The sequence below is a fragment of the Streptomyces sp. NPDC020597 genome (assembly GCF_044335095.1).
In the GTDB taxonomy this organism is placed as follows: domain Bacteria; phylum Actinomycetota; class Actinomycetes; order Streptomycetales; family Streptomycetaceae; genus Streptomyces.
In genome coordinates, this window is the sequence record NZ_JBIRUL010000008.1 from 33335 (window position 1) to 60102 (window position 26768).

A 26768-nucleotide genomic window follows, 5' to 3' on the forward strand; every position below is an offset into this window, starting at 1 on the left:
CCCGGTGGTCACCCAGGAACAGCGGAAGCGTCAGCTCGCCCGGGAGAAGTTCTTGCGGCAGCAGCAGCGGCGCACGAGCGCCCGCCGCAAGGCCCGTATGCGCAACTCGGTGATCGCGTCGGTGCTCGGCGTGATCGTCATCGGCAGCCTGGCGCTGTACACGACGGGTGTCCTGAAGGACGACGGCAAGGACAAGACGAACGCGAGTTCGCAGACGACGCCGTCCGCCGCGCCCAGCCCCAGTGCCGCCAAGGACCCCTGCGAGAAGCCCGCCGCCGGCGCGGTCAAGACGCAGACCTGGAAGAAGGAGCAGGCGGTCACGATCGACGCGTCGGCCAAGTACACGATGACGCTCGCGACGACCTGCGGCGACATCGGCATAGCGCTCAAGGCGAAGGCCGCGCCGCACACGGTGAACTCGTTCGACTTCCTCGCCGGCAAGGGCTACTTCGACCACACCAAGTGCCACCGGCTCACCACCAACCAGATCTACGTGCTGCAGTGCGGCGACCCGACGGGCAGCGGCAGCGGCGGTCCCGGCTACACCATTCCCGACGAGAACCTGAAGGACGCCTCCCTCAAGGCGAACGTCTACCCGGCGGGCACGGTCGCGATGGCCAACACCGGGCAGCCGCACACCGGCGGCAGCCAGTTCTTCCTCGTCTACCAGGACAGTCAGCTTCCGCCCAGCTACACCCCGTTCGGGACCGTGTCACCCGAAGGCATGAAGGTTCTGAAGAAGATCGCCGCCGCGGGAGAGAACACGGGCGGGGGCGACGGCGCCCCGAACGCGACCGTCGTGATCAACAAGGCGACGGTCACGAAGTCCTGACGACCGACCCGTGGCCAGGGCGGTCGACTGCCCAATTTCGGTCGTGCGGGATGCGGACAGGCGGCCTGCCGGTCGCCTATGTTGGCCGTGACGAAACTGTGGACGATGCCCAGGGGCCGTGAGGCCCCTCGGAGGCATCATGTGGAGGAGGCGCTGTGAGCAGCGACCCGTGGGGCCGCGTCGACGAGACGGGGACCGTGTACGTGCGTACCGCCGACGGCGAGCAGGTGGTCGGTTCGTGGCAGGCAGGCTCCCCCGAGGAAGCCCTGGCCTATTTCGAGCGCAAGTACGAGGGCCTGGTTGTCGAGATCGGCCTCCTCGAGAAGCGAGTACAGACCACCGACCTCTCGGCGAAGGACGCTCAGGTCGCGATCGACCACATCCGCGAGCAGGTGGACGCACACCACGCGGTCGGTGATCTGCAGGCGCTGCGGGAACGGCTGGACAAGCTGGTGGCGACCGTCGAGTCGCGGCGCGAAGAGCGCAGGCAGCAGCGGGCGAAGCAGTCCGACCAGGCCCGTCGCGCCAAGGAGGACCTGGTGACGGAGGCGGAGCAGCTCGCGCAGTCCGACCAGTGGCGGGCCGCCGGTGAGCGGCTGCGCGCCCTGGTGGACACGTGGAAGGGGCTGCCCCGGCTGGACCGCAAGTCGGACGACGAGCTGTGGCACCGGTTCTCGCACGCGCGGTCGGCGTTCTCCAAGCGCCGCAAGGCGCACTTCGCGCAGCTGGACGCGCAGCGTGAGGAGGCCCGCCGGATCAAGGAGCGGCTGGTCTCCGAGGCCGAGGGTCTGTCCGGTTCGACGGACTGGGGGCCGACCGCCGCGCGCTACCGCGAGCTGATGGCGGACTGGAAGGCCGCCGGCCGTGCCCAGCGCGAGCACGAGGACGATCTGTGGAACCGCTTCCGCGGCGCCCAGGACGTCTTCTTCGCCGCTCGCAGCTCGGTCTTCGCCGAACGGGACGCGGAGCAGACGGAGAACCTGAAGCTCAAGGAGGAGCTGGCCGAGGAGGCCGAGAAGCTCCTCCCGATCGGCGACCTGAAGGCGGCGCGGGCCGCGTTCCGCTCGATCAACGAGCGCTGGGAGGCCATCGGTCACGTCCCGCGGGACGCCCGGCCGAAGGTCGAGGGCCGGATGCACACCGTGGAGCGGGCGATCCAGGAGTCCGAGGAGGCGGAGTGGCGCCGGACGAACCCGGAGGCACGCGCGCGTGCCGCGGGTCTCACCGGTCAGCTCCAGGGCGCCGTGGACAAGCTGAAGGCGCAGATCGAGCAGGCCCGCGCCCAGGGCAACTCGGCGAAGGCCGACAAGCTGGAGCGCGAGCTGGAGGGCCGTCAGGCGCTGCTGGATCAGGCCCTGAAGGGTCTGCACGAGTTCGGCGGCTGAGGCGGCGGCCCTCGGGGCGACGCAGACAGCCGGACGGCCCCCGTACCTCGCGTACGGGGGCCGTTCCGTGTTCTCGCCGCCGTTCTACGGCCGGCGCGCCGACGTCACCCGGTACACGTCGTAGACGCCCTCGACGCCGCGTACGGCCTTCAGGACGTGCCCCAGGTGCTTGGGGTCGCCCATCTCGAAGGTGAAGCGGGACGTGGCCACCCGGTCGCGGGACGTCTGGACCGCGGCGGACAGGATGTTGACGTGCTGGTCGGACAGGACGCGCGTGACGTCCGAGAGGAGCCGGGAGCGGTCCAGCGCCTCGACCTGGATCGCGACCAGGAAGACGGAGGACTGCGTGGGCGCCCACTCGACCTCGAGGATCCGTTCGGGCTCCCGTGACAGTGACTCCACGTTGACGCAGTCGCTGCGGTGAACCGATACGCCGCTGCCCCGCGTGACGAAGCCGATGACGGGATCGCCGGGCACGGGTGTGCAGCAGCGGGCCAGCTTGACCCACACGTCGTCGACGCCCTTGACGACGACACCGGGATCCTGGTTGCTGCGCCGCTTGCGGCCGCGGCTGCGGGACGGCGGGACCGTCTCGTCGATCTCCTCGGAGGCGGCCTCCTCGCCGCCGAGCGCCTGGACCAGCTTCTGCACGATGTTCTGCGCGGAGACATGGCCCTCGCCGATCGCCGCGTACAGCGCGGAGATGTCCGAGTACCGCATCTCGTGCGCGAGCGTCACCAGCGAGTCGCCGGTCAGGATGCGCTGGATCGGCAGGTTCTGCTTGCGCATGGCGCGGACGATGGCGTCCTTGCCCTGCTCGATCGCCTCGTCTCGGCGCTCCTTGGAGAACCAGGCGCGGATCTTGTTGCGGGCGCGCGGCGACTTGACGAAGTTCAGCCAGTCCCGGGACGGCCCCGCCCCGGCGGCCTTGGAGGTGAAGACCTCCACCAGGTCGCCGTTGTCCAGGGTCGACTCCAGCGGCACCAGACGCCCGTTGACCCGGGCTCCTATCGTGCGGTGGCCGACCTCGGTGTGCACCGCGTACGAGAAGTCCACGGGCGTCGCACCGGCCGGCAGCGCTATCACGTCGCCCTTCGGCGTGAAGACGAAGACCTCGTTGCGCGACAGGTCGAAGCGCAGGGACTCCAGGAACTCGCCGGGGTCCTCGGTCTCCTTCTGCCAGTCGAGGAGCTGGCGCAGCCAGGCCATGTCGTTGAGGTGGTCGTCCTTGCCGGTGGTCCTCGGCTGGTCCGAGCGCACCTTCGAGGCGCCGGCGACGGCCTCCTGCTTGTACTTCCAGTGCGCGGCGATGCCGTACTCGGCGCGGCGGTGCATGTCGAACGTGCGGATCTGGAGTTCGACCGGCTTGCCGTTCGGCCCGATCACCGTCGTGTGCAGCGACTGGTACATGTTGAACTTGGGCATCGCGATGTAGTCCTTGAACCGGCCGGGGACCGGATTCCATCGCGCGTGCACGGTGCCGAGCGCCGCGTAGCAGTCGCGGACGGTGTCCACGAGGACGCGGATGCCCACCAGGTCGTAGATCTCCGCGAAGTCGCGGCCGCGGACGATCATCTTCTGGTAGACGCTGTAGTAGTGCTTCGGACGCCCGGTGACGGTCGCCTTGATACGGGCGGCCCGCAGGTCGGCCTGCACCTCGTCGGTCACTATGGCCAGGTACTCGTCGCGCTTGGGGGCCCGCTCGGCGACCAGGCGGACGATCTCGTCGTACATCTTGGGGTAGAGGATCGCGAACGCGAGGTCCTCGAGCTCCCACTTGATGGTGTTCATGCCCAGGCGGTGGGCGAGGGGCGCGTAGATCTCGAGGGTCTCGCGCGCCTTCTTCTCCTGCTTCTCCCGCTTGAGGTAGCGCATGGTCCGCATGTTGTGCAGGCGGTCCGCGAGCTTGATGACCAGCACCCGCGGGTCCTTGGCCATGGCGACGACCATCTTGCGCACGGTCTCGGCCTGCGCGGCCTCGCCGAACTTCACCTTGTCCAGCTTGGTGACGCCGTCCACGAGGAGGGCGACCTGGTCGCCGAAGTCGCGGCGCAGGTCCTCGAGGCCGTACTCGGTGTCCTCGACGGTGTCGTGCAGGAGGCCCGCCATCAGGGTGGCCGGGTCCATGCCCAGCTCGGCGAGGATCGTGGTCACCGCGAGGGGGTGGGTGATGTACGGGTCGCCGCTCTTGCGCTTCTGGCCGCGGTGCCAGCGCTCGGCGACCTGGTAGGACTTCTCGATCTGGCGCAGGGTGGCCGTCTCGATCTTGGGGTCGTTGCTGCGCACTATCCGCAGCAGCGGCTCCAGGACCGGGTTGTACGGGTTCTGGCGCTGGACGCCGAGCCGGGCGAGACGGGCGCGGACGCGGTTGGAGGAGCCTGAGCGGGCGGCCTGCTGCGGGGCGGCGGCGGCCTGACGGCCGGCGGGCGCGGCCGTCGCGCCTTCGGGCGGAGCCGGCTGGGGACGGGGCTGCTCGGCCGGCCCGTCGGCGTGCCCGGAACGGTCGTTCTCGGCCGGGCCGCGGCGGTCGTCCGGCGTCTGCGACGCGGGGGTGGCCGCGGGCGCCGAGGCGGACTCGGGCTTGGCGGCTGTCAGGTGCTGGGCCTCGTCTGGCAAGAGGGCTCCTCGTGCGCGATCCGGGTCCCCGGTCAGGCTCCGGAGCACCCATCGTAGCGATCCTGCGCTCCAGGATCGCCTCCAGGCCGATGTGAGGGCCGTGTACCGGTGAAACGCGAGGGGCGGGCGCCGGATTCCTCCGGTGCCCGCCCGTTCGCGTACGGCGGTGCGCAGACCGCGTTCAGATGGTGAGCAGCGCCTCCACGGGCGCCCCGCGCAGAGCAGCCTCCAGGCGGGGGCGACCGTCGAGGAAGCCCAGTTCCATCAGCACCGCGACCCCGGCCACCTCGGCTCCGGCCCGGTGGATCAGCTGGATCGACGCCTCGGCGGTACCGCCGGTTGCGAGGACGTCGTCGACGATCAGCACGCGGTCGCCCGCGGTCAGGTCCTCCGCGTGCACCTCGATCTCGGCCGAGCCGTACTCCAGGTCGTAGGCCTGGCTGAGGGTCGCGCCGGGGAGCTTGCCCGCCTTGCGCACGGGGATGAAGCCGAGGCCGGCGCGGACGGCGACCGGGGCGCCCAGGATGAATCCCCGGGCCTCCAGGCCGACGACCTTGGTGGCGCCGGTGCGCTCGGCGATCTGCGCGAACGCGTCGGTGAGGGCGGTGAACGCCGCCGGGTCCGCCAGGAGCGGGGTGATGTCCTTGAACATCACGCCCGGCTCCGGGTAGTCGGCCACGTCCCGGATGCGGCTGAGGAGCAGCTCCTCGACGCCGGTCACCGTCGCTTTCCTGACGGACGGCCGCGGCCCCGGCCGCGGGCGGCGGGCTGGGCGCGCGGGCCGACGACCGCCGGCGCCGCGTCCTCGTCGTCGTAGCCGTCGGCGGGGCGCGTCTCGTCGCGCTCGCCCTCGGCCGGCGACTGGGCCCGCTTGGCGAGGACCCGCTTCTTCAGCGCCTTGTACTGCGGCTCGAGCTCCTTGAGGTCGGCGACGAGCGGCGTGGCGATGAAGATCGAGGAGTACGCGCCCGCCGCGAGACCGACGAACAGCGACAGCGAGATGTCGTTGAGCGTGCCCGCGCCGAGGAAGCCGCCGCCGATGAACAGCAGGCCCGCCACCGGCAGCAGAGCGACGACCGTGGTGTTGATGGAGCGGACCAGGGTGCCGTTGATCGAGCGGTTGGCGACCTCGCTGTAGGTGAAGCGGGTCTGCTTGGTGAGGTCCTTCGTCTGCTCCTTGAGGGAGTCGAAGACGACGACCGTGTCGTACAGCGAGTAACCGAGAATGGTCAGCAGACCGATCACCGTGCCGGGCGTGACCTCGAAGCCGACGAGGGCGTAGATGCCGACGGTGATGGTGATGTCGTGGATCAGGGCGACCAGGGCGGCGATGGCCATCCGCCACTCGAAGGCGATCGCCAGATAGATCACCACCAGGACCATGAAGATCGCCAGGCCCTGCCAGGCCTTGGCGGCGATCTGGTCGCCCCAGCTGGGACCGACGAGGTCGGCGGCGATGGTCTCCGGGTTGACCTTGAAGTCCTCGGCGAGCTTGTTCTTGATCGCGTCGGACTGCTTGATGTCCATTCCGGCGATCTGGATGCGCACAGAACCGTCGCCGAGCTTCTGGACGACCGCGTCGTGGCCGGAGGCCGACTTCGCCGCGCCCTCGGCCTGGGAGACGGAGATGCTGCCGCCCTTCGCCGTGGTGAAGACGGCACCGCCCTCGAAGTCGATGCCCATGTTCAGGCCGCGCACCGCCAGGCCGAGGACGGCCGTGATGGTGATCAGGATCGAGATGCCGTACCAGAGCTTGCGGTGCCCGATGAAGTCGTAGCTGATCTCGCCACGGTGCAGCCGGGCGCCGAGGTTACCGAGTTTGGACATCGCTCAGGCCTCCTTCGTCTCGACGGGACCGGCGACAGGACCGCCGGGACGGCGGGTGCGGCGCAGCGGTGGCTGGGCACCCAGGCTCTTCGGGTCGAGGCCGGACCACTTGTGGCCGTTCGCGAAGAACTTCCGCCGAGCGATGAGCGTCATCAGCGGCTTGGTGAAGAAGAAGACCACGACCACGTCGAGGACGGTGGTCAGGCCGAGGGTGAACGCGAAGCCCTGGACCTTGCCGACCGTGACGATGAACAGCACGGCGGCGGCGAGGAACGACACGAAGTCGGAGACCAGGATGGTGCGCCGCGCCCGCGGCCAGGCCCGTTCGACGGCGGGTCGCAGGGTGCGACCCTCGCGGATCTCGTCCCGGACCCGTTCGAAGTACACGATGAACGAGTCCGCTGTGATGCCGATGGCGACGATGGCGCCGCAGACGGCCGGCAGGTTCAGCGCGAAGCCGATGGCCGGGCCGAGCAGGGCCATGAGCACGTAGGTGAGGGCCGCCGAGACCAGCAGCGAGGCGAGTGCGACGAGCGCCAGACCGCGGTAGTACGCCACCAGGTAGAGGACGACCAGGGCGAGGCCGATGGCACCCGCGAGCAGACCGGCGTGCAGCTGGTCGGAGCCGAGTGCGGCCGTCACCGTGGTCGTGCTCTGCTCCTGGAAGCTGAGCGGGAGCGCACCGTAGGACAGCATGTTGGCGAGGCCCTGGGCCTCCTCCTGCTTGAAGCTGCCGGAGATCTGGGCCTGGCCGCCCGTGATCGCGCTCTGCACGAACGGACTGGAGACGACGTCGCCGTCGAGCACGATGCCGAACTCGTTCTGCGGCTGCTGGTTCTGCGCGAGCTTGCCCGTGATGTCGGCGAACTTCTTGCCGCCCGACTTGGTGAAGGTCATCGTGACCTGCCAGCCCGCGGCGCCCTGCGTGTCGAAGACAGCTGCGGCCTTCTTGACGTCGGTGCCGTCGACCGCGGCCGGGCCGAGCAGGTACTTGTACCAGACGTTGTCGATCTGACCGCAGGCGACCGTCGTGTCCCCGGGCTTGACGCCCGCGCTGACCGCGGCGCGTGCCTTCTTGTTCGTGCAGTCCAGGGCCGCGTACTTGGCCTGGAGTGCGGTGACCTCGGGGGAGGCGGTGCCGCCACCGGAGGCTGACGGGCTGGGGGACGCCTTCGCCTTGGCGCCGGCCGCGGCCGACGGGGTGGCGTCGGCCTTGAGCGCGTCGGTGACGGCGCGGCCCTGCGCGGTGGCGGAGGCCGAGGGGGACGACGAGGAGGTCGCCTTCTCACCCTTGCCGGAGGCACTCGCCGACGGGCTCGGAGACGCGCTCGACGAGCCGCTCGGGGACGCGCTCGGGGAGGGGGCGGCGGGGCCGGTGGCCTCCTGGGCCAGGACCGGACGGAAGTACAGCTTGGCGGGGGTGCCGACCTGCTTGCGGGCTTCCGCGGAGTTGGTGCCCTTGGGGATGTTGACGATGATGTTGTCGCGACCCTGGGTCTGCACCTCCGCCTCGGTGACGCCCAGCCCGTTGACACGGCGGTTCATGATGTCGACCGCGGTGTCCATGTTGGCCTTGTTGATCGCGGATCCCTGGTCGGCCTTCGCCTTCAGCGTGATGCTGGTACCGCCGGCGAGGTCGATGCCGAGACGCGGAGTGGTGTGACCGGAGGCGAACATGCCTCCGGTGAGCCCCACGATGGCGATCAGGATCAGGGCCAGCGTGCGCCCTGGCTTGCTCTGGGCACTCGCACTCCGGCCCTTCTTGGGTGCTGCCACCTTCTCGTACTCCCTCTCGGGCCGCCTTGCGCCGGGTCAGCGCGGCGGCGGCCATGACATGGTGTGGGATCCCCTGGCGAGATGCGCGCGCCCCGGCGCGGGCGGGTCTGCACCCTGAGCGCCGGGGTCGTGGCTACTTCTTCGCGTCGGAGTCGCCCTCGGTCTTCTTCGGCTCCTCGCCGGCCTCGGCCTGCTCGGCTTCGGCGGCCTTCTCCCGGACCTCGTCGGTCTCGTCCTTCTTGCCGAGGTCGACGGCCTTGTCGTCGGAGGCGGCAGCGTCGTCGACGGAGTCGTCGTTCCCGGTGGACTCGGCGAGGGAGGAGGCGTCGTCCGGGACGACGTCGGAGTCGGACTTCAGGTCGTGCTCGATGCCGTGCACGATGCGGTTGTACTCGTCGTCGGTCAGGACGGCGCCGATCGCGTTCTTCGCGAAGAGGAGTTCCACGCCCGGACCGGCATCGAGGAGAATCGTGTCGTCATTGACCTCCTTGACCGTCGCGTACATGCCCCCGATCGTGCGGACACCACTGCCGGGCTGCAGTTCGTTGCGCATGGCGGCCGCCTGCTGCTGCTTCTTCTTGGCCGACCGGGTCATCAGGAACATGGCCCCGATGAGCACGATGAACGGGAGGAGGGTCAAAGGACTCACGGGTCGGAACTTCCTTCAAACGACCGCGGCGGTTGAGCGGCCTCATGGATGGGGGTTGTGTGCTGCCGACTAGGGCGGCATCGGCGGAGTCTAAGCGAGTCCGCGCGCATGGAACAACGCTCAGCATGGCACCTGGGTTCCTGACCCGGCCAATGTCCTCGCCGAAGCCCCGGCGTCACGTCCCGAACAGGTCCTGCTGCCCGCTTCCCTGGCCCGGGGGCCGAGGCGGCGTGAGGCCGAGGTGCGTCCAGGCGGCCGGGGTCGCCACCCGGCCCCGCGGTGTGCGGGCGAGCAGCCCTTCACGGACGAGGAAGGGTTCGGCCACCTCCTCCACTGTCTCACGCTCCTCCCCCACGGCGACGGCCAGCGTGGACAGGCCGACCGGGCCTCCGCCGAACAGTTTCAGCAGGGCTTCCAGGACTCCCCGGTCCAGGCGGTCCAGCCCCCGCTCGTCCACCTCGTAGACCTGCAGCGCCGCCGCGGCGATCTCGCGGGTGACGCTTCCGTCGGCCTTGACCTGCGCGTAGTCGCGGACGCGGCGCAGCAGACGGTTGGCGATACGGGGCGTGCCGCGGGAGCGGCCGGCGATCTCGGCCGCTCCTTCCGCGTCGATCTCGACGTCGAGCAGGTCGGCCGAGCGGTGGATCACGCGTCGCAGCTCGCCCGGCTCGTAGAACTCCATGTGCGCGGTGAACCCGAAGCGGTCGCGCAGCGGGGGCGGCAACAGTCCCGCGCGCGTGGTCGCGCCGACGAGGGTGAAGGGAGGCAGTTCGAGGGGGATGGCGGTGGCGCCGGGGCCCTTGCCGACGATGACGTCGACACGGAAGTCCTCCATGGCCATGTACAGCATCTCCTCGGCGGGCCGGGACATGCGGTGGATCTCGTCGAGGAAGAGGACCTCGCCCTCCTGGAGCGAGGAGAGGATCGCGGCGAGGTCGCCGGCGTGCTGGATGGCGGGGCCGGACGTGATGCGGATCGGGGCGCCCATCTCCGCGGCGATGATCATCGAGAGGGTGGTCTTGCCGAGGCCGGGGGCTCCCGAGAGCAGCACGTGGTCGGCGGTCGCCCCGCGCGCGCGTGCGGCGCGCAGGACGAGGTCGAGCTGCTCGCGCACCTTCTCCTGTCCGATGAACTCGCCGAGGTCCTTGGGACGCAGGGCGGCCTCGACGGCCTGGTCCTCCCGGTCGGCGACCGAGCCCACCAGCCGCTCCTCGGCGGCGGTCTCCTCGGTCGTGTCGTCCCAGTTCACTGACGTTCTCCTAGCGAGCGCGGTTCAGGGTCTGCAGGGCGGCCCTCAGCAGCGGGCCGACCTGGGGCGCACCGCCGGCGGCCTCGGCCTGCGGGGTCACGGCGGCGACCGCCTCGTCGGCCTCGCGGGTGGCGTAGCCGAGGCCGATCAGGGCGGCGTGCAGCTGGTCGCGCCAGCCGCTGGTGACCGGTGCGCCGACCGCGGGGGCGCCGATCGGCTCGCCGAGCCGGTCCTTGAGCTCCAGCAGCAGTTTCTGCGCGCCCTTCTTGCCGATGCCGGGGACGGCGATCAGCGCCTTCTCGTCTCCGGTGGCCACGGCGCGGCGCAGGGCGTCCGGGGCGTGGACGGCAAGCATGGCCTGGGCGAGCCGGGGGCCGACGCCGCTGGCGGTCTGCAGCAGCTCGAAGACCTGGCGCTCGTCGTCGTCGACGAAGCCGTAGAGGGTCAGCGAGTCCTCCCGTACGACGAGGGAGGTGGCGAGCTTGGCCGGTTTTCCGAGCCGGAGCGTGGACAGCGTGTTCGGCGAGCACTGGACGGCCATGCCCACGCCGCCCACCTCGACCACCGCTGTGTCCGGGGCGAGTGCGGCGACGGTGCCGCTGACGAAGGCGATCATGCCGTACGGCCTTTCGGTGTCATCGGTGCGGTCGAGGGATGCGCGGGCGCCTTGGCGGTGTGCCGGGCGACCGCCTGCTGGAGCCGGTTCTGCGCGGGGGCGCGCCAGATGTGGCAGATGGCGAGGGCGAGGGCGTCGGCTGCGTCGGCGGGCTTCGGGGGCGCGTCGAGTCGCAGCAGGCGGGTGACCATGGCGCCGATCTGGGCCTTGTCCGCGCGACCGCTGCCGGTGACGGCGGCCTTCACCTCGCTGGGGGTGTGCAGGGCGACGGGGATGCCCCGGCGGGCGGCGCACAGCATGGCGACGGCGCTGGCCTGCGCGGTGCCCATCACCGTGCGCACGTTGTGCTGGCTGAACACCCGTTCCACGGCGACGAATTCGGGCCGGTGTTCGTCCAGCCACGCTTCGATGCCCTGCTCCACGGCGACGAGGCGCTGCCCCAACTCGGCGTCGGCGGGCGTCCGTACGACTCCCACGCCCAGCATGGTGAGGGGCCGGCCCGCGACCCCCTCCACGACGCCGACACCGCACCGTGTCAGTCCGGGGTCCACCCCGAGTACCCGCACGCCCGCCCTCCCTTCGCTCGTCCCGGCCGGCCGGGAAGCCCCCTGTTCGTGCAGGCTATCGGGTGCCACCGACAACGGCCGCCGGCACACGCCCCGCAACGCGACGGGCCGACGGGGGTGTCCCGTCGGCCCGTCGAAGACGCGGTGGAGCCCCGGCTCAGGCGTCGACCTTCTCCATGACCTCGTCGCTGACGTCGAAGTTGGCGAAGACGTTCTGCACGTCGTCGCTGTCCTCGAGGGCGTCGATCAGCTTGAAGATCTTCTTCGCGCCGTCCTCGTCCAGTTCGATCTGCATGGTCGGCACGAAGTTGGCCTCGGCGGAGTCGTAGTCGATGCCGGCGTCCTGGAGGGCGGTGCGGACCGCGACCAGGTCGGTGGCCTCGCTGAGCACCTCGAAGGACTCACCGAGGTCGTTGACCTCCTCGGCCCCCGCGTCGAGGACCGCGCCCAGCACGTCGTCCTCGCTCAGCTCACCCTTGGGGACGATGATGACGCCCTTGCGGTGGAAGAGGTACGACACCGAACCCGGGTCGGCCATGCTGCCGCCGTTGCGGGTCATGGCGACGCGGACGTCGGAGGCGGCGCGGTTGCGGTTGTCGGTGAGGCACTCGATGAGCACCGCGACGCCGTTCGGGCCGTAGCCCTCGTACATGATCGTCTCGTAGTCGGCGCCGCCGGCCTCGAGGCCGCCGCCGCGCTTGACCGCGGAGTCGATGTTCTTGTTCGGGACCGACTGCTTCTTCGCCTTCTGGATGGCGTCGTACAGCGTCGGGTTGCCCTCGATGTCGACGCCGCCCATCCGGGCCGCCACCTCGATGTTCTTGATCAGCTTCGCGAAGAGCTTGCCGCGCTTGGCGTCGATCACGGCCTTCTTGTGCTTCGTCGTAGCCCATTTAGAGTGGCCGGACATCTGCCTGTCTCCTTCGCGTAACCGTCTCTGCAACGAACTCCCCCAGACCTTAACGGCCGGGGGACCCCCGCAGATCCTACAAGGACCGGTGTGCCCGGTCGGCGCGCACCATGTCCACGAAGAGCGCGTGCATCCGGTGGTCGCCGGTCAGCTCCGGGTGGAACGAGGTGGCGAGCGCGTTGCCCTGGCGGACGGCGACGATGTGCCCGCCGTGCTCGGCGAGCACCTCGGCGCGTGCGCCCACGGACTCGACCCAGGGGGCGCGGATGAAGACGCCCTCCACGGGAGGGCCCGTCACGCCCCGGACGTCGACCGCGGCCTCGAAGGACTCGTTCTGGCGTCCGAAGGCGTTGCGGCGCACGATCATGTCGATGCCGCCGACGGTCTCCTGGCCCGAGCGCGGGTCGAGGATCTTGTCGGCGAGCATGATCATGCCCGCGCAGGTGCCGTAGACGGGCATGCCGGACCGCACGCGCGCGCGGAGGGGCTCCATCACGCCGAACAGGACGGCCAGCTTGGAGATGGTCGTGGACTCGCCGCCGGGGATGACGAGGCCGTCGACCTCGGCGAGTTCCTCGGGGCGCCGCACCGGCCTGGCCACGGCGTCGGCCGCGGCCAGGGCGACGAGGTGCTCCCGTACGTCGCCCTGGAGGGCCAGAACGCCTGTGACGGGGGTTGTGTCGCTCATGAGGTGCTACCAGCCGCGGTTGGCGTAGCGCTCGGCCTCGGGGAGGGTGTCGCAGTTGATGCCGACCATGGCCTCGCCCAGGTTGCGGGACGCGTCCGCGATGATCTTCGGGTCGTCGTAGAAGGTGGTGGCCTTCACGATGGCGGCGGCACGCTTGGCCGGGTCGCCGGACTTGAAGATGCCGGAGCCGACGAAGACGCCCTCGGCGCCGAGCTGGCGCATCAGCGCGGCGTCGGCCGGGGTGGCGACGCCGCCCGCGGAGAACAGCACGACCGGGAGCTTGCCGAGCTCGGCGACCTCCTTGACCAGCTCGTAGGGGGCGCGCAGGTCCTTGGCGGCGGCGTACAGCTCGTTGTTGTCGTAGCCGCGCAGCCGGGCGATCTCGTTCTTGATCTGACGCAGGTGACGCACGGCCTCGACGACGTTGCCGGTGCCGGCCTCGCCCTTGGAGCGGATCATCGCGGCGCCCTCGGCGATGCGGCGCAGCGCCTCGCCCAGGTTGGTGGCGCCGCAGACGAACGGGGTCGTGAACGCGAACTTGTCGCTGTGGTTGACCTCGTCGGCCGGGGTGAGGACCTCGGACTCGTCGATGTAGTCGACGCCGAGCGACTGCAGCACCTGCGCCTCGACGAAGTGGCCGATCCGGGACTTGGCCATGACCGGGATGGACACGGCCTCGATGATGCCCTCGATCATGTCGGGGTCGGACATCCGGGCGACACCGCCGTCCTTGCGGATGTCGGCCGGGACCCGCTCCAGCGCCATGACGGCGACGGCGCCCGCGTCTTCGGCGATCTTCGCCTGCTCCGGCGTGACGACGTCCATGATCACGCCGCCCTTGAGCTGCTCGGCCATGCCGCGCTTCACGCGCGCGGTGCCGGTCTCGGGGGTCTGGTTTTCGGAGATCGTGCTGGACACGGGTGACCTCACTAGTCGAAAAGAGGATTCTTCGGCACTGAGGAAACGCGAGTGGACCAGTCCACAGCAAGGGCCAATGCGCAGCCGGTGGATCCTTTTCCCGGCCGGCGGCCCCGGAGCGCCTCGACGCGCACCGGCGCGCCGCCCGGGACGGCTCGGCCGAACTCCGGTCAGGCGGCCCGGTCGACCAGGGGGAACGGGGGTTCGTCGTCCATCTCGAAGGCCATCGGAAAGGGTGCGTGGCCGGCCAGGCGGAACCAGCGGACCTTGCGGTGCGCGCGCAGTCTGCGGACGGCGCCCACCGCGTCGTTGTGGAAGCGGCGGGCCATCGGGACCCGGCGGACGGCCTCCGTGAGCTCGCGGGCCGCCTCCTCGCCGCCGGGCGCGTCGCGCACGACCTCGAGCTGCTGAACGTCCGCGAAGACGGCCCGCAGGGCCTGGCTGAGCTCGCTCTCGGCGACCTCGCGCTGCTCCTCCTCGGCCTGCCGGGCGGCGTGCGCGGCCTCGTACAGGACGATCGACGCGGCCGGGTCGAGCACCTGGGAGGTGGCCAGTTCCTGGGCCACCGACGCGCGGCGCAGCAGCTGCGCGTCGAGTGCGGCACGGGCTGCGTCGATACGGGCGTGCAGCCGGTCGAGCCGTCCCGCCGTCCAGCTCAGGTAGAGGCCGATCGCGACGAGGACGACCAGGATCCAGATCAGGGTTGCGGTCACGGGCGGCAAGGCTACCCGTGACCCCCGCGGCGGTCGGGCATGTCAGTCCCTGGCCGGCCCCTTTCCGGGCCCGCAGGTCAGTCCCTGGCCAGCCCGAGCCGGGCCCGCAGGCCCGTCGATCCCCGTTCGTCGTCGGCCGCGACCGCCGCCGCTCCCGCCGTCACCGTCTCGTAGACGGACAGGATGTCCGCGCCGACTGTCGACCAGTCGAAGCGCCGCACGTGCGCACTGCCCCGCTCGCTCAGCTGTTCCCTGCGTTCCGGGTCGCCCAGGAGCCTCACCGCGGCGGCGGCCAGCGCGTCCGCGTCCTCGTTGGCGAACAGCTCGCCCGCCGCTCCCTGGTCGAGGACCTGGGCGAAGGCGTCGAGGTCGGAGGCGAGCACGGGAGCTCCCGCCGACATGGCCTCGACGAGGATGATGCCGAAGCTCTCGCCGCCGGTGTTGGGCGCGACGTAGAGGTCGACGCTGCGCAGGAAGCGCGCCTTGTCCTCGTCGCTGACCATGCCGAGGAACTCCACGCGCGCGTGCAGCTCCTCCGGAAGGCTCTCCACCGCCTCCTTCTCGTCGCCACGCCCGGCGACCAGCAGCCGGGCGTCCGGGCGTTCGGCGAAGATCTTCGGCAGCGCCCGCATCAGCACGGGCAGGCCCTTGCGCGGCTCGTCGATGCGTCCGACGAACCCGATCGTGCCGCCCTGCCACTCGGGGTTGGGCTCGGCCTTGGCGAAGAAGTCGACGTCGACGCCGTTGGGGATGACGACCGCGTCGCCGCCGAGGTGCTCGACCAGCGTCCGCCGGGCGTACTCGCTGACGGCGATCCGCGCGCTGATCTTCTCCAGGGCCGCCTGGAGGATGGAGTACGCGGCGATCATGGCCCGCGAGCGCGGGTTGGACGTGTGGAAGGTCGCCACGATCGGTCCCGAGGCCGCCCAGCAGGTCAGCAGGCCGAGCGAGGGCGAGGTCGGCTCGTGGATGTGCACGACGTCGAACGCGCCGTCGTGCAGCCAGCGCCGCACGCGCGCGGCGGACAGGAACCCGAAGTTGAGCCGGGCGACGGAGCCGTTGTACGGGACGGGGACGGCGCGGCCGGCCGAGACGACGTAGGGCGGCAGCGGGGTGTCGTCGTCGGCCGGGGCGAGGACGGACACCTCGTGACCGAGCCGGACGAAGTACTCGGCGAGGTCGCGGATGTGGAACTGCACCCCGCCCGGGACGTCCCAGGAGTACGGGCAGACGATGCCGATTCTCACGCGGGCGCCCCGTCCGACGGGCGGGGTTCCAGGTCCGCGAGCCACAGTCTCTGCAGCATGTGCCAGTCCTCCGGGTGGTCGGCGATGCCGGTGGCGAAGGCGTCTGCCAGCGCCTGTGTCATGACAGACGTCCTGTCGGCCCGGCTGCCTGTCCCGGGCACCTCGATCGGCGGATGCACCCTGCCCTGCATGACGGGCGAGTCGTCGTACCAGAGGGTGACGGGCAGCAGCAGCGCGCCGGTCTGCTGGGCGAGCAGGGCGGGCCCGGCGGGCATCCGCGCGGTGTCCCCGAAGAAGTCGACCTCGACGCCGGAGGCGGACAGGTCGCGCTCGGCGACCAGGCAGACCAGTCCGCCCTCGCGCAGCCGCCGGGCCAGGGTGCCGAAGGCGGCGCCGCCGGTGTGCGGCAGCACCTCCATGCCGAGCCCCTCGCGGTAGGCGACGAACCGGTCGTACAGCGTCTCGGGCTTGAGGCGCTCGGCGACGGTGGTGAACGGCGTGCGCAGCTTCGTGGTGACCCAGGCGCCGGCCAGGTCCCAGTTGCCCATGTGCGGCAGCGCGAGGATGACGCCCCGGTCCGAGGCGATGCCGTCCGTCAGGTGGTGCACGTCCTTGGGGTCGAAGCCGTCGGCGACGCGCTCGGCGCTCCAGGCCGGCAGCCGGAAGGACTCCATCCAGTACCGCAGGTAGGAGCGCATCCCGGCGCGGGAGAGCTCGGCCAGGCGCTCCGGGCCCGCGTCAGGCACCACGCGCGCGTAGTTGCTCTCCAGCCGCAGCACCCCCTTGCCGCGCCGTTTCCACGCGAGGTCGGCGACGGTGCGGCCGAGGCGTACGGCGACTGGCTCGGGGAGCTTCTTGACGGTGCTCCAGCCCAGGCCGTACAGCGAGTCCGTCAGACGCTCTCGGGCGCTCACTTCGCGGCCTCGCTCCCCCGGGCCCCGCTGCCCTGCGCCTCGTCCGGCCGCTCCGCGACGTCCGCGACCTCGGCCGCGGCCGCCTGCTCCGCCTCGGCGGACTCGCGGCGGACCGTGACGACGCGCTGGATCAGCGTGACGAGGCTGCCGACGGCGACGATCCACAGCGCGATCGGCAGCAGCACCTGGACACCGGGCACGCCGAACGCGTGCAGACCCGAGAGCCCTGCCGCGACCAGCGAGATCACCAGGCGTTCGGCGCGCTCCACCAGCCCGTTGACGGCGACCGGCAGGCCGATCGACTCGCCGCGGGCCTTGGTGTACGACACCACCTGACCGCTGGCCAGACAGAAGATCGAGACGGCGCACAGGGCGTTGTCGTCGCCGTGGCCCGCGTACCAGAGCGCGAAGCCGCCGAAGATCGCGCCGTCGGCGACCCGGTCGAGCGTGGAGTCCAGGAAGGCCCCCCAGCGGCTGGTGCGGCCGAGCTGGCGGGCCATGTTGCCGTCGACGAGGTCGGAGAACACGAAGAGCGTGATCACGATCGTGCCCCAGAAGAACTCGCCCCTGGGGTAGAAGACCAGCGCGCCCGCGATCACGCCGGCGGTGCCGAGGAGCGTGACCGTGTCGGGGCTCACGCCCCGGCGGATGAGAAACGCGGCGAACGGTGTGAGGACACGCGTGAAGAATGCACGCGCGTACTTGTTCAGCATGGCCTTCCCGAGGGTCGGTGTGGCCGTGCGGCCCCTGCTGGCCGCCGACTGGCCCATCGTAGCCACGCGCGTGTGCGGGCGACGGCCGGGCACCCGGCCCCCTCCGCCGTGTCACGGCCGCACGGCGTCCGGCGCACGGCCGGGTCACGTCCGTCGTATGGACGCGTGGTGACGGGAGTGGAAAGCTCGAAGGACCGCGGGCGTCGCCGGAGCCGCCATCGCACGCGGGGCCGTGGCGCCCGCGCCCCCAGTGACCTCACCGTGCACGGGAGGCAAGGAAAATGGGCGACAAGGCGAACGCACACCCCGGAGCCGCCGGCAGGGCTACGGCGGCCGACCAACCCGCGTCCGTACGGAATGTGGTGCTGGTCGGCCACTGCGGATCGGGCAAGACGACGTTGGTGGAGGCTCTCGCGCTGACCGCGGGAGCAGTGAACCGGGCGGGCCGCGTGGAGGACGGCGGCACCGTCTCCGACTACGACGAGATCGAGCACCGGCAGCAGCGCTCGGTGCAGCTCTCACTGGTGCCCGTCATGTTCGACGGCATCAAGGTCAATCTCCTCGACACCCCCGGATACGCCGACTTCGTCGGGGAGCTCAGGGCCGGTCTGCGCGCCGCGGACGCGGCCCTCTTCGTCGTCTCGGCGGCGGACGGCGTGGACGGGTCGACCCGCATGGTCTGGGAGGAGTGCGCGGCCGTCGGCATGCCCCGCGCGATCGTCGTCACGCACCTGGAGGCCGCCCGCGCGGACTTCGAGGAGATGACGCGGATCTGCGCGGAGGCCTTCGGCGCGGACGACCCGGACGCGGTCCTGCCGCTGTACCTCCCGCTGCGCGGGCCCGAGGGGCCCGACGGGCACGCGCCGGTGACCGGGCTGACCGGCCTGCTGTCCCGGACGCTGTTCGACTACTCCTCCGGCGAGCGCAGGGAGTCCGAGCCGGACGAGGGGCGGTTGCCCGCCATCGAGGAGGCCCGCAACCGGCTGATCGAGGGGATCATCGCCGAGAGCGAGGACGAGACCCTCATGGACCGGTACCTCGGCGGCGAGCAGATCGACGTCAAGACGCTGATCGACGACCTGGAGCGGGCCGTCGCGCGCGGCGCCTTCTTCCCCGTCCTGGCGGCCGCCCCCGCCGCCGACGGCGCCCGGCAGGGCCTCGGCACGGTCGAACTCCTGGAACTGGTCACCAGGGGCTTCCCGACGCCGCTGGAGCGCGAGGCGCCGCGCGTGACGACGGTCGACGGCCGGCCGCGGGAGCTGAAGTCCTGCGATCCGGACGGTCCGCTGGTCGCGGAGGTGGTGAAGACCTCCTCGGACCCCTACGTCGGCCGGGTCTCGCTGGTCCGCGTGTTCTCCGGGACCCTGCACCCGGACGAGACCGTCCACGTCTCCGGGCACGGCCTCGCCGACCGCGGTCACGAGGACCACGACGTCGACGAGCGCATCGGCGCCCTGTCCGCGCCGTTCGGCAAACAGCAGCGGACCCTCACCCACTGCATCGCGGGCGACCTCGCGTGCGTGGCGAAACTCGGCCGCGCGGAGACCGGCGACACCCTCTCCGCCAAGGACGACCCGCTCCTCATGGAGCCCTGGCAGATGCCGGACCCGCTGCTCCCGCTGGCCATCCGGGCCCACAGCAAGGCCGACGAGGACAAGCTGTCGCAGGGCCTGGGCCGGCTGGTCGCCGAGGACCCCACGATGCGCCTGGAGCACAACCAGCACACCCACCAGGTCGTGCTGTGGTGCCTGGGCGAGGCGCACGCGGACGTCGCGCTCGAGCGGCTGCGCTCCCGTTACGGCGTGCAGGTGGACGTCGTCCCGCACCGGGTCTCGCTGAGGGAGACGTTCGCGGCGAAGTCCGCCGGGCGCGGACGGCATGTGAAGCAGTCCGGCGGACACGGCCAGTACGCCGTCTGCGAGATCGAGGTGGAGCCGTTGCCGGGCGGCTCGGGCATCGAGTTCGTGGACCGGGTCGTCGGCGGTTCGGTGCCGCGGCAGTTCATCCCCTCCGTCGAGAAGGGCGTCCGGGCGCAGGCCGCCAAGGGGGTGGCGGCCGGACATCCGCTGGTGGACGTGCGGATCACGCTGCTGGACGGCAAGGCGCATTCGGTGGACTCCTCCGACGCCGCGTTCCAGACGGCCGGCGCGCTGGCGCTCCGGGAGGCGGCGGCCGACGCGCGGATCCATCTGCTGGAGCCGGTGGCCGAGGTGTCGGTGCTGGTGGGCGACGAGTACGTGGGCACCGTGATGAGCGATCTGTCGGGGCGGCGCGGACGCGTGCTGGGCACCGAGCAGACCAGCGGCAGCCGCACGCTCGTGCGGGCCGAGGTGCCGGAGATCGAGATCGGCCGGTACGCGGTCGATCTGCGCTCCCTGTCGCACGGCACGGCCCGCTTCCACCGCGCGTACGCCCGGCACGAGCCGATGCCGCCGCAGGTCGCCGAGAAGGTGCGCCAACAGGCGGAGTCGGACTGACGGTTGATGCCGCACCGGTCCCAAGTGGCCGGTGCGGCAGCACGCGGAGGGCGATCCTCCGGTTCGGCGGGCGGCTTCGGCCGTCCGCCGACGGATGTCGGCGCCTGCCGATACGCTGATGACCTGATCAACAGGTGTGCGGAGCACGGAAGTCGGGAAAGCCGCAGAAGCGAGAGCAGCGGCGATCGGGGGCGGGAATGACCGTTGGCAGCGGTTACGCGGACATCTTCGGACCGCAGGTGCCGCAACAGGGCGACGGAGGGCAGACACCGACGTTCGGCCTGGCGTCGGCGGCCTACCGGGACAACCCGGTGGAGGACATCAAGAACGCCGACAACGAATGGCATCAGACGGCGGTCAACACCGGCCGCAGCTGGGCCCGGATCTTCCGGCCCAACCTCGGCGAGGCGTTCTCGCAGGCGGTGATCGACCGCATGCTGGGCGTCGGCCGCAAGCCGCTCATCCAGTCGTTCGGCAGTGAGCCTCAGGTGGTCGTGGAGCACTGCCTCGCCGCCAACCGCATCCGCCGCGAACGCGACCAGAAACTGACCGGCGTCATGCTGCTGTGCGGCGTGCTGTTCCTGCCGGGCCTGCTGGTGTGGCTGCTGGTCTTCCAGCTTCGGGCGAGCATGGGGAAGCTGGACGACAAGCGGGTCTCCGGCCTCGGCACGGGTCTGCTCGTCGCCATGGGCGCGCTCGCCGTGCTGTTCCTGGTCAAGATGCCGTTCACCGGCGCCGTGGGGTGGTACGCGCGCGGGTGCGTCGTGGCGCCCGTGGTCGGCTGGTTCCTGGCCAAGCGGATCTGCGAGGGCACCGCGGTCGACCTCCGGCAGCGCTGGGACAGCCTGCTGTCCGGCGGCAGCGTCGGCGCCAAGGTGCCCGAGGCGGTGCCGACCAGTCCGAACCAGACGGCGGCGGAGCAGCTGCGCCAGTCCCTGGCACGGCTCAGCGCGGAGCAGCAGTCCAACTCGGTCTTCTACGCCGGCCCCAAGGGCATACTCGGCATGGGCACGCGGTGGGGCGCCTGGCACCTCGCCGAGGAGCTGGTGCCGAGCGACCCGAACAAGGGCGTCCACGAGTTCCGCAGCTGGACCGTCGTACGCGCCATCCACGACCAGCTCTCCGTGCTCAACCGGCAGAGCCTGAAGACCGGCGGATTCCCGCCGCCCACGGTGCGGCACTGGATCGTCACCCCGGTCGGCGAGAACGCCAAGGCGGTCGCGCGGCCGGAGGGCACCGACGTCGAGGCCTACCAGGTCAAGCCGCGGGCCATAGAGGACATCTGCAACAACCAGCAGTTCGGCGGCGGAGACCGGCACTACCTGGGCGTCCAGTGGCCGCTGTGGGACGGCCAGTTGATCATCACGATGCTGATCACGGTGACGGTGCTGCACGAGACGCTGCGCATCGAGGTCACCGGGCACGCCCTGGGCCCGGTGAACGGCCTGTTCACCACCAAGCCCGAGGCTCCGACCAAGGAGGTCGCCAAGAGCGTCCGGTTCTGGGAGACCCGGACGGTCAAGCTGCCGCTGGTCACCGCCGACGAAGTCGTCCGGGTGGCCGCGCGCGCCACGATCAGCTGGTACCCGCCGCTGCTGAAGTGGCTCGGCGGCTCGATCGGCCTGCCCGAGCCCTTCGGCCTGCGGCACGCCTGGGCGGACCAGCCCTGGCGTCATCGCTTCATGGCCGACGACGCCCTGCGGGCGGCCACCCCGGTGCTGCGCGTGGTGCACTCGGCCGCGCTCAAGGTGCTCAAGGAGCACGACGTGAACATCGACAAGTTCACCTCGCGGTCGTCGATCCTCAGCGGTGCGGTCCAGGACGTGGCGCCGAGGAAGGCGGACAGCTACGACGCGTAGGCCTTCGGCGGCTGCCGGACTCGTACGGGGGTTGGGGTGAGCGTCCCGTGGGCGACGCCCCTGGACCCCCGCCGGCGGCCCTGGAGGGGCCTCGTCGTCACACGCCGCGGGCTGACACCGTCACCTGTGTCAGGCTGCCGGCCAGGCTTCTGCCAGCATCTTGCGGGTGTCCGCCAGGAGCTGTGGCAGTACGCGCGTGTGTCCGACCACCGGCATGAAGTTGGTGTCGCCGCCCCACCGGGGCACGATGTGCTGGTGCAGGTGGGCGGCGATCCCGGCGCCCGCCACGGCGCCCTGGTTCATGCCGATGTTGAAGCCCTGCGCGCCGGACGCGAGGCGCAGGGCCGTCATCGCCTGCTTGGTCAGCTCGCCCAGCTCGGCGGTCTCCGGCCCGGTCAGGTCGGTGTAGTCGGCCACATGACGGTAGGGCACGGTCATCAGATGGCCGCCGTTGTACGGGTACAGGTTCAGCACCGCGTACACGTGCTCACCGCGCCGGACGACCAGCCCGTCCTCGTCGGACTTCGCCGGGATCGAGCAGAACGGACAGCCGTCGCCGGCGCCGGGGCCGGTCGGCTTGTTCTCGCCCTGGATGTAGGCCATCCGGTGGGGCGTCCACAGGCGCTGGAACGCGTCCTGCGTCCCCACTCCGATCTGCTGCTCCGGCTCACTCGTCATGCAAGGCAGCATATTGCTTCGCCCGTTCGCAGCGTGTCGGCGGGGTTCACGCGACCCCCGCTACGGCGACGGGCCCCCGGGCGACTCCCCGGGGGCCCGCGCACCACGGCATCAGACCTGCGTGCGCTCCTCGACGACCTTCGCGATCTTCGCGATGGCCTCGTCGAACGGGATGCCGTTCTCCTGGGAGCCGTCGCGGTAGCGGAAGGACACCGAACCGCCCGCCATGTCCTCGTCGCCCGCGATGACCATGAAGGGCACCTTCTGCTTCTGGGCGTTGCGGATCTTCTTCTGCATCCGGTCGGAGGAGGAGTCGACGTCGACCCGCAGCCCCTGCTTCCTGGCCGCCGCGGCGAACTTCTCCAGGTAGTCGACGTGTGTGTCGCCGATCGGGATGCCGATCGCCTGCACCGGGGCCAGCCACGCCGGGAACGCGCCCGCGTAGTGCTCCAGGAGCACCGCGAAGAACCGCTCGATCGACCCGAACAGGGCCCGGTGGATCATGACCGGTCGCTGCTTGGAGCCGTCGGGCGAGGTGTACTCGAGCTCGAAGCGCTCCGGCAGGTTGAAGTCGAGCTGGATGGTCGACATCTGCCAGGTGCGGCCGATCGCGTCCTTCGTCTGGACGGAGATCTTGGGGCCGTAGAAGGCGGCGCCGCCCGGGTCCGGGACCAGGGGCAGGCCCTGCTTCTCGGCGACCTGGCGGAGCGTCTCGGTCGCCTCCTCCCAGACGTCGTCCGAGCCGACGAACTTCTCCGGGTCCTTGGTCGACAGCTCCAGGTAGAAGTCGTTCAGGCCGTAGTCGCGCAGCAGGCCGAGGACGAAGGTGAGCGTCTTGTCGAGCTCGTCCGCCATCTGCTCGCGGGTGCAGTAGATGTGCGCGTCGTCCTGGGTGAAGCCGCGCGCGCGGGTCAGGCCGTGCACGACGCCCGACTTCTCGTACCGGTACACGGTCCCGAACTCGAAGAGCCGCAGCGGCAGTTCGCGGTAGGAGCGGCCGCGCGCGTCGAAGATCAGGTTGTGCATCGGGCAGTTCATGGGCTTGAGGTAGTAGTCGACGCCCTCGTCGAGCTGCATGGGCGGGTACATGCCGTCGGCGTACCAGTCGAGGTGCCCGGACTGCTCGAAGAGCTTCCCCTTCGTCGCGTGCGGGGTGTAGACGAACTCGTAGCCCTCCTCCTCGTGACGGCGGCGCGAGTAGTCCTCCATGACCCGGCGGACGACGCCGCCCTTGGGGTGGAAGACCGCGAGGCCGGAGCCGATCTGCTCGGGGACGGAGAACAGGTCGAGCTCGGAGCCCAGCTTGCGGTGGTCGCGCTTCTCGGCCTCGGCGAGGAAGTCGAGGTGCGCCTTCAGCTCGTCCTTGGTCGGCCACGCGGTGCCGTAGATGCGCTGGAGCATGGGGTTCTTCTCGCTGCCGCGCCAGTAGGCGGCCGCGTTGCGCATCAGCTTGAACGCCGGGATGTTGCGGGTGGTGGGCAGGTGGGGACCGCGGCAGAGGTCCTTCCAGCACAGGTCGCCGGTCCTCGCGTCGAGGTTGTCGTAGATCGTCAGCTCGCCGGCGCCGACCTCGACGTCCGCGCCGTCGTCGGAGGAGGCCGAGCCCTTGAGGCCGATCAGCTCCAGCTTGTACGGCTCGTCGGCGAGCTCCTCGCGGGCGGCCTCGTCGGTGACCACGCGGCGGGAGAACCGCTGCCCCCGCTTCTGGATCTCCTGCATCTTCTTCTCGACGGCCCTGAGGTCCTCGGGCGTGAACGGCTTCTCGACGTCGAAGTCGTAGTAGAACCCGTCCTTGACCGGCGGGCCGATGCCCAGCTTGGCCTCCGGGAAGAGCTCCTGCACGGCCTGGGCCATCACGTGCGCCGTGGAGTGGCGCAGGATGTTCAGACCGTCCTCGGAGGAGATCTCGACGCCCTCGACCTCTTCGCCGTCCCGCAGCACGTACGCCAGGTCCTTGAGCTCGCCGGCCACGCGCGCGGCGACGATCGAGCGCTCGCCGGCGAAGAGGTCGGCGGCCGTGGTGCCCGTCGTCACCGTGCGCTCTTCCCGCTCGGAATCGCGATGGATGATCACACGGACGTCTGACACCGGTCTCTCCTGACTGAAGGCGGATGCGGGCGCCGTACCGTGGGCGCGCGCAATAGGGGATCGTACCGACCCGCACCCGCCGACCGCGAAATCAGCCCCCGCCGCCCGGCCCGGCGCTACTCCCCTCCGCAGGCCTCCTCGAAGAAGTCGACGTTCTCCTGGAGGGACTTCAGCAGACGGTCCCGCTCCTCCTCGTCCACCTGCACGGGGACGACCTCGCAGGCGCCGGTGACCCTGCGGAACCCGCCCCGGCTCTCCAGCCGGCCGCGCACCCGCACGGGCAGCCCCACCAGGTGGGCCTGTCCGGCGATGCGGTAGTCCTCCTCGTCGAGGGTCAGCCGGACGTGCGGGATCTCGGCGCCGGCCAGCACCCGCAGTCGTACGCTGCCCTCGCCGCGCGGCCCCGACCGGCGCATCCGGACCACCGTGCCGGTGATCCGCACCGGCACGGACGGCTCCTCGCGCAGATAGCGGGCGCCCGCCTCGCGGAGCACGGGCAGGTCGCCGGGCGAGAACTCGACCGGCTCGCCGCCGGGGGCGCAGTCCTCGGGGACCCCGGCCGCGGGCGCCCATTCGACGGCGACCCTGGCTCCCTGGGTCCCCCGCACGAGGGCGATCAGCGCCTCGGTCAGCTCGCGGCTGGCGCCCGCCTCCACGGCGCCGTCGAAGGCGTCCATGGCGCCGGCCGCGCGCTGGTAGTCGATGGCCTCGCGCACGGCGTACAGGGCCTGGTGCAGCCGCACGGCGAGCGGGCGGGCGCCGGCGACCGGCGCGAAGGCCGTCAGCCGACGCCCGCCGGCCGCGGAGCCCACCAGGACGCCGTCCAGGGTCGCGAAGGCCGCGCGGCGGTGCCGGGCCCCGTAGTAGCCGGCACGCGCGCGCGTGGCGAGGGCGCCGGCCAGCAGCATCTGGCGGGCCGCGCCGCGCAGCTGTTCCTCGACGGCCCAGGAGGCGGCCCCGGCGGGCCCGTCCGGCGCGTCCCGCCACCAGCGGATCTCGTCGCTGGGCACGGCGAGCCCGAGCAGCACCTCGCGGGCGGAGGGCGTGCCGCTGCGGGAGAGCGCCAGGAGCGCCTCGCCCAGCAGGTCGTCGCTGTCCGGGAAGGCCCGGCTCTCCGGCACGAGCAGGCTCGTCCCCGCGCTGCCGGGGTCGGGCGGGGTCCAGCGGCCGTAGCGTCCGGCGGCTCCGCCGCGCCGCTGCCAGCCGTGCCGGCGCAGGAGGGCGCCGAGGACCGCCGGGTCGACGTCGCCCGTCTCGGGGTGCCGGTTCCAGTGGGCCTCGGGGTGCGGCCGCACCGGCCGCAGGTGCTCGTCCAGGGGGCGGTGGGTCACGGTCTGCCTCCCGTCCCGGCTCGCGTCATGATCTCGCACAGCGCCCGGTCGTCGAAGATGCGTGCGGTCGGTATCCGCACGGTGGTGCGGGTCCGGCCGGTGATCGGGTGGCCGGCGAGATTGACCCAGTAGCAGCAGTGCCGCAGGTCGAGGCGGTCGTGGCCGGCCCGCAGCCACTGCTCCCGCGCCCGGGGAACGATCATCACCACCAGGATCTTGTGCACCGTCACGGGGGTGCGGGCGAGCTTGCGCAGGTGGTCGTTGTCGAGGGTGAAGGAGAAGGAATGACCGGGCGGGTCGGGCCGCACCTGGTAGGTGGCCTTCAACTGCACCTTGATGGTGACCTCGTCGTCGACGGTGTGCCCGGGAGCGCTGTGGCTGACATGCCAGTCGATGCCGTTGTCGGGGAACGGCTGGGACAGTGAGCATCCCGCGGCGGCCGCGACGGCGTGCAGATAGCCCACCTGCAGCGTCTCCATGCAGGCGGTGGTGGCGAGCGTGCCGCGTTGAACGCCCGTGCGCTCGGGCAGCAGCCCGCTCCGCTCGGGCTGCGCTATCGCCATGACCAACAGCCTTCCCCGCGAAGCCGTCCCCGTGACGGGCCGCTGAACTGCAAAGACCCGTACTCGTGTTGTGTCCTTCCGGCGTACGGCGCAAACAGCCCGGGTATCACCAAACTGGCAGAAGACGGTGCGTCAGCTGCCGTGGGTGAACGA

23 protein-coding genes are annotated in these 26768 nt (G+C 71.1%); 4 read left to right on the top strand and 19 right to left on the bottom strand.

Annotation, left to right across the window (positions count from 1 at the left end; translation table 11 throughout):
* Positions 1-4: 4 nt before the first annotated feature.
* Together ACH4ZA_RS15990 and ACH4ZA_RS15995 are read left to right on the top strand one after the other, a co-directional pair.
* Entirely contained in the window at positions 5-832 is an 828-nt protein-coding gene (locus tag ACH4ZA_RS15990; protein WP_398429930.1) for a peptidylprolyl isomerase, read from the top strand.
* A gap of 155 nt (positions 833-987) precedes the next feature.
* Positions 988-2217 (top strand): DUF349 domain-containing protein, encoded by a 1230-nt coding sequence (locus tag ACH4ZA_RS15995; protein WP_398429931.1) that lies wholly within the window; start codon positions 988-990, stop codon positions 2215-2217.
* An 84-nt stretch (positions 2218-2301) separates the two neighbouring features.
* Here the strand turns inward: ACH4ZA_RS15995 and ACH4ZA_RS16000 are convergent, their stop codons facing one another.
* From ACH4ZA_RS16000 to pgsA, 15 genes are all read right to left on the bottom strand, one after another.
* Positions 2302-4833: a RelA/SpoT family protein gene (locus tag ACH4ZA_RS16000; protein WP_398429932.1), complete on the bottom strand. Its 2532-nt coding sequence runs from the start codon at positions 4831-4833 to the stop codon at positions 2302-2304.
* 181 nt (positions 4834-5014) lie between these two features.
* Positions 5015-5554, bottom strand: a complete 540-nt coding sequence (locus ACH4ZA_RS16005) for an adenine phosphoribosyltransferase (RefSeq protein ID WP_391039372.1) — start codon at positions 5552-5554, stop codon at positions 5015-5017.
* Positions 5551-6660 (bottom strand): protein translocase subunit SecF, encoded by a 1110-nt coding sequence (gene secF, locus ACH4ZA_RS16010; protein ID WP_398429933.1) that lies wholly within the window; start codon positions 6658-6660, stop codon positions 5551-5553. Before secF ends, ACH4ZA_RS16005 begins: the two co-directional genes overlap by 4 nt.
* Before the next feature lie 3 nt (positions 6661-6663).
* Positions 6664-8436, bottom strand: coding sequence for a protein translocase subunit SecD (gene secD, locus ACH4ZA_RS16015; RefSeq protein WP_398429935.1), 1773 nt, complete (start codon positions 8434-8436; stop codon positions 6664-6666).
* A gap of 133 nt (positions 8437-8569) precedes the next feature.
* Complete coding sequence (yajC, locus tag ACH4ZA_RS16020) at positions 8570-9085, bottom strand: preprotein translocase subunit YajC (RefSeq protein WP_398429936.1); 516 nt, start codon at positions 9083-9085, stop codon at positions 8570-8572.
* A 175-nt stretch (positions 9086-9260) separates the two neighbouring features.
* Positions 9261-10334 (bottom strand): Holliday junction branch migration DNA helicase RuvB, encoded by a 1074-nt coding sequence (gene ruvB, locus ACH4ZA_RS16025; protein ID WP_398429938.1) that lies wholly within the window; start codon positions 10332-10334, stop codon positions 9261-9263.
* Between the two features lie 10 nt (positions 10335-10344).
* Entirely contained in the window at positions 10345-10950 is a 606-nt protein-coding gene (gene ruvA / locus ACH4ZA_RS16030) for a Holliday junction branch migration protein RuvA (RefSeq protein WP_351688571.1), read from the bottom strand.
* The gene (gene ruvC, locus ACH4ZA_RS16035; RefSeq protein ID WP_398429939.1) at positions 10947-11516 is read right to left on the bottom strand and encodes a crossover junction endodeoxyribonuclease RuvC; all 570 of its coding nucleotides are present in this window, start codon (positions 11514-11516) and stop codon (positions 10947-10949) included. The genes ruvA and ruvC overlap by 4 nt, the downstream gene beginning before the upstream one ends.
* A gap of 157 nt (positions 11517-11673) precedes the next feature.
* The gene (locus tag ACH4ZA_RS16040; RefSeq protein ID WP_398429941.1) at positions 11674-12426 is read right to left on the bottom strand and encodes a YebC/PmpR family DNA-binding transcriptional regulator; all 753 of its coding nucleotides are present in this window, start codon (positions 12424-12426) and stop codon (positions 11674-11676) included.
* A gap of 76 nt (positions 12427-12502) precedes the next feature.
* Positions 12503-13114, bottom strand: coding sequence for a pyridoxal 5'-phosphate synthase glutaminase subunit PdxT (gene pdxT, locus ACH4ZA_RS16045; RefSeq protein ID WP_398429943.1), 612 nt, complete (start codon positions 13112-13114; stop codon positions 12503-12505).
* A 6-nt stretch (positions 13115-13120) separates the two neighbouring features.
* Positions 13121-14032, bottom strand: a complete 912-nt coding sequence (gene pdxS / locus ACH4ZA_RS16050; protein ID WP_057580365.1) for a pyridoxal 5'-phosphate synthase lyase subunit PdxS — start codon at positions 14030-14032, stop codon at positions 13121-13123.
* Positions 14033-14202: 170 nt separating this feature from the next.
* Positions 14203-14745 (bottom strand): hypothetical protein, encoded by a 543-nt coding sequence (locus ACH4ZA_RS16055; RefSeq protein ID WP_398429944.1) that lies wholly within the window; start codon positions 14743-14745, stop codon positions 14203-14205.
* Between the two features lie 77 nt (positions 14746-14822).
* Positions 14823-15992, bottom strand: coding sequence for a glycosyltransferase family 4 protein (locus ACH4ZA_RS16060; RefSeq protein WP_398429945.1), 1170 nt, complete (start codon positions 15990-15992; stop codon positions 14823-14825).
* A complete protein-coding gene (locus ACH4ZA_RS16065) occupies positions 15989-16906 on the bottom strand; it encodes a phosphatidylinositol mannoside acyltransferase (protein WP_398429946.1) in 918 nt (305 codons plus the stop codon). Before ACH4ZA_RS16065 ends, ACH4ZA_RS16060 begins: the two co-directional genes overlap by 4 nt.
* On the bottom strand, positions 16903-17676 hold the full coding sequence (pgsA, locus tag ACH4ZA_RS16070) for a phosphatidylinositol phosphate synthase (RefSeq protein ID WP_398430163.1): 774 nt from the start codon (positions 17674-17676) through the stop codon (positions 16903-16905). Before pgsA ends, ACH4ZA_RS16065 begins: the two co-directional genes overlap by 4 nt.
* A gap of 224 nt (positions 17677-17900) precedes the next feature.
* On the opposite strand from pgsA, the gene ACH4ZA_RS16075 reads away from it, so the two are divergent.
* Complete coding sequence (locus ACH4ZA_RS16075) at positions 17901-20096, top strand: elongation factor G-like protein EF-G2 (RefSeq protein WP_398429947.1); 2196 nt, start codon at positions 17901-17903, stop codon at positions 20094-20096.
* Positions 20097-20293: 197 nt separating this feature from the next.
* On the top strand, positions 20294-21955 hold the full coding sequence (locus tag ACH4ZA_RS16080; RefSeq protein WP_398429948.1) for a hypothetical protein: 1662 nt from the start codon (positions 20294-20296) through the stop codon (positions 21953-21955).
* Between the two features lie 129 nt (positions 21956-22084).
* Here the strand turns inward: ACH4ZA_RS16080 and ACH4ZA_RS16085 are convergent, their stop codons facing one another.
* From ACH4ZA_RS16085 to ACH4ZA_RS16100, 4 genes are all read right to left on the bottom strand, one after another.
* Positions 22085-22645 (bottom strand): HIT family protein, encoded by a 561-nt coding sequence (locus ACH4ZA_RS16085; protein ID WP_398429950.1) that lies wholly within the window; start codon positions 22643-22645, stop codon positions 22085-22087.
* A gap of 99 nt (positions 22646-22744) precedes the next feature.
* Positions 22745-24721 (bottom strand): threonine--tRNA ligase, encoded by a 1977-nt coding sequence (thrS, locus tag ACH4ZA_RS16090; protein ID WP_398429952.1) that lies wholly within the window; start codon positions 24719-24721, stop codon positions 22745-22747.
* Between the two features lie 116 nt (positions 24722-24837).
* Complete coding sequence (locus ACH4ZA_RS16095) at positions 24838-26052, bottom strand: hypothetical protein (protein WP_398429954.1); 1215 nt, start codon at positions 26050-26052, stop codon at positions 24838-24840.
* Positions 26049-26615 (bottom strand): DUF4365 domain-containing protein, encoded by a 567-nt coding sequence (locus ACH4ZA_RS16100; protein ID WP_398429955.1) that lies wholly within the window; start codon positions 26613-26615, stop codon positions 26049-26051. Before ACH4ZA_RS16100 ends, ACH4ZA_RS16095 begins: the two co-directional genes overlap by 4 nt.
* Positions 26616-26768: the final 153 nt, after the last annotated feature.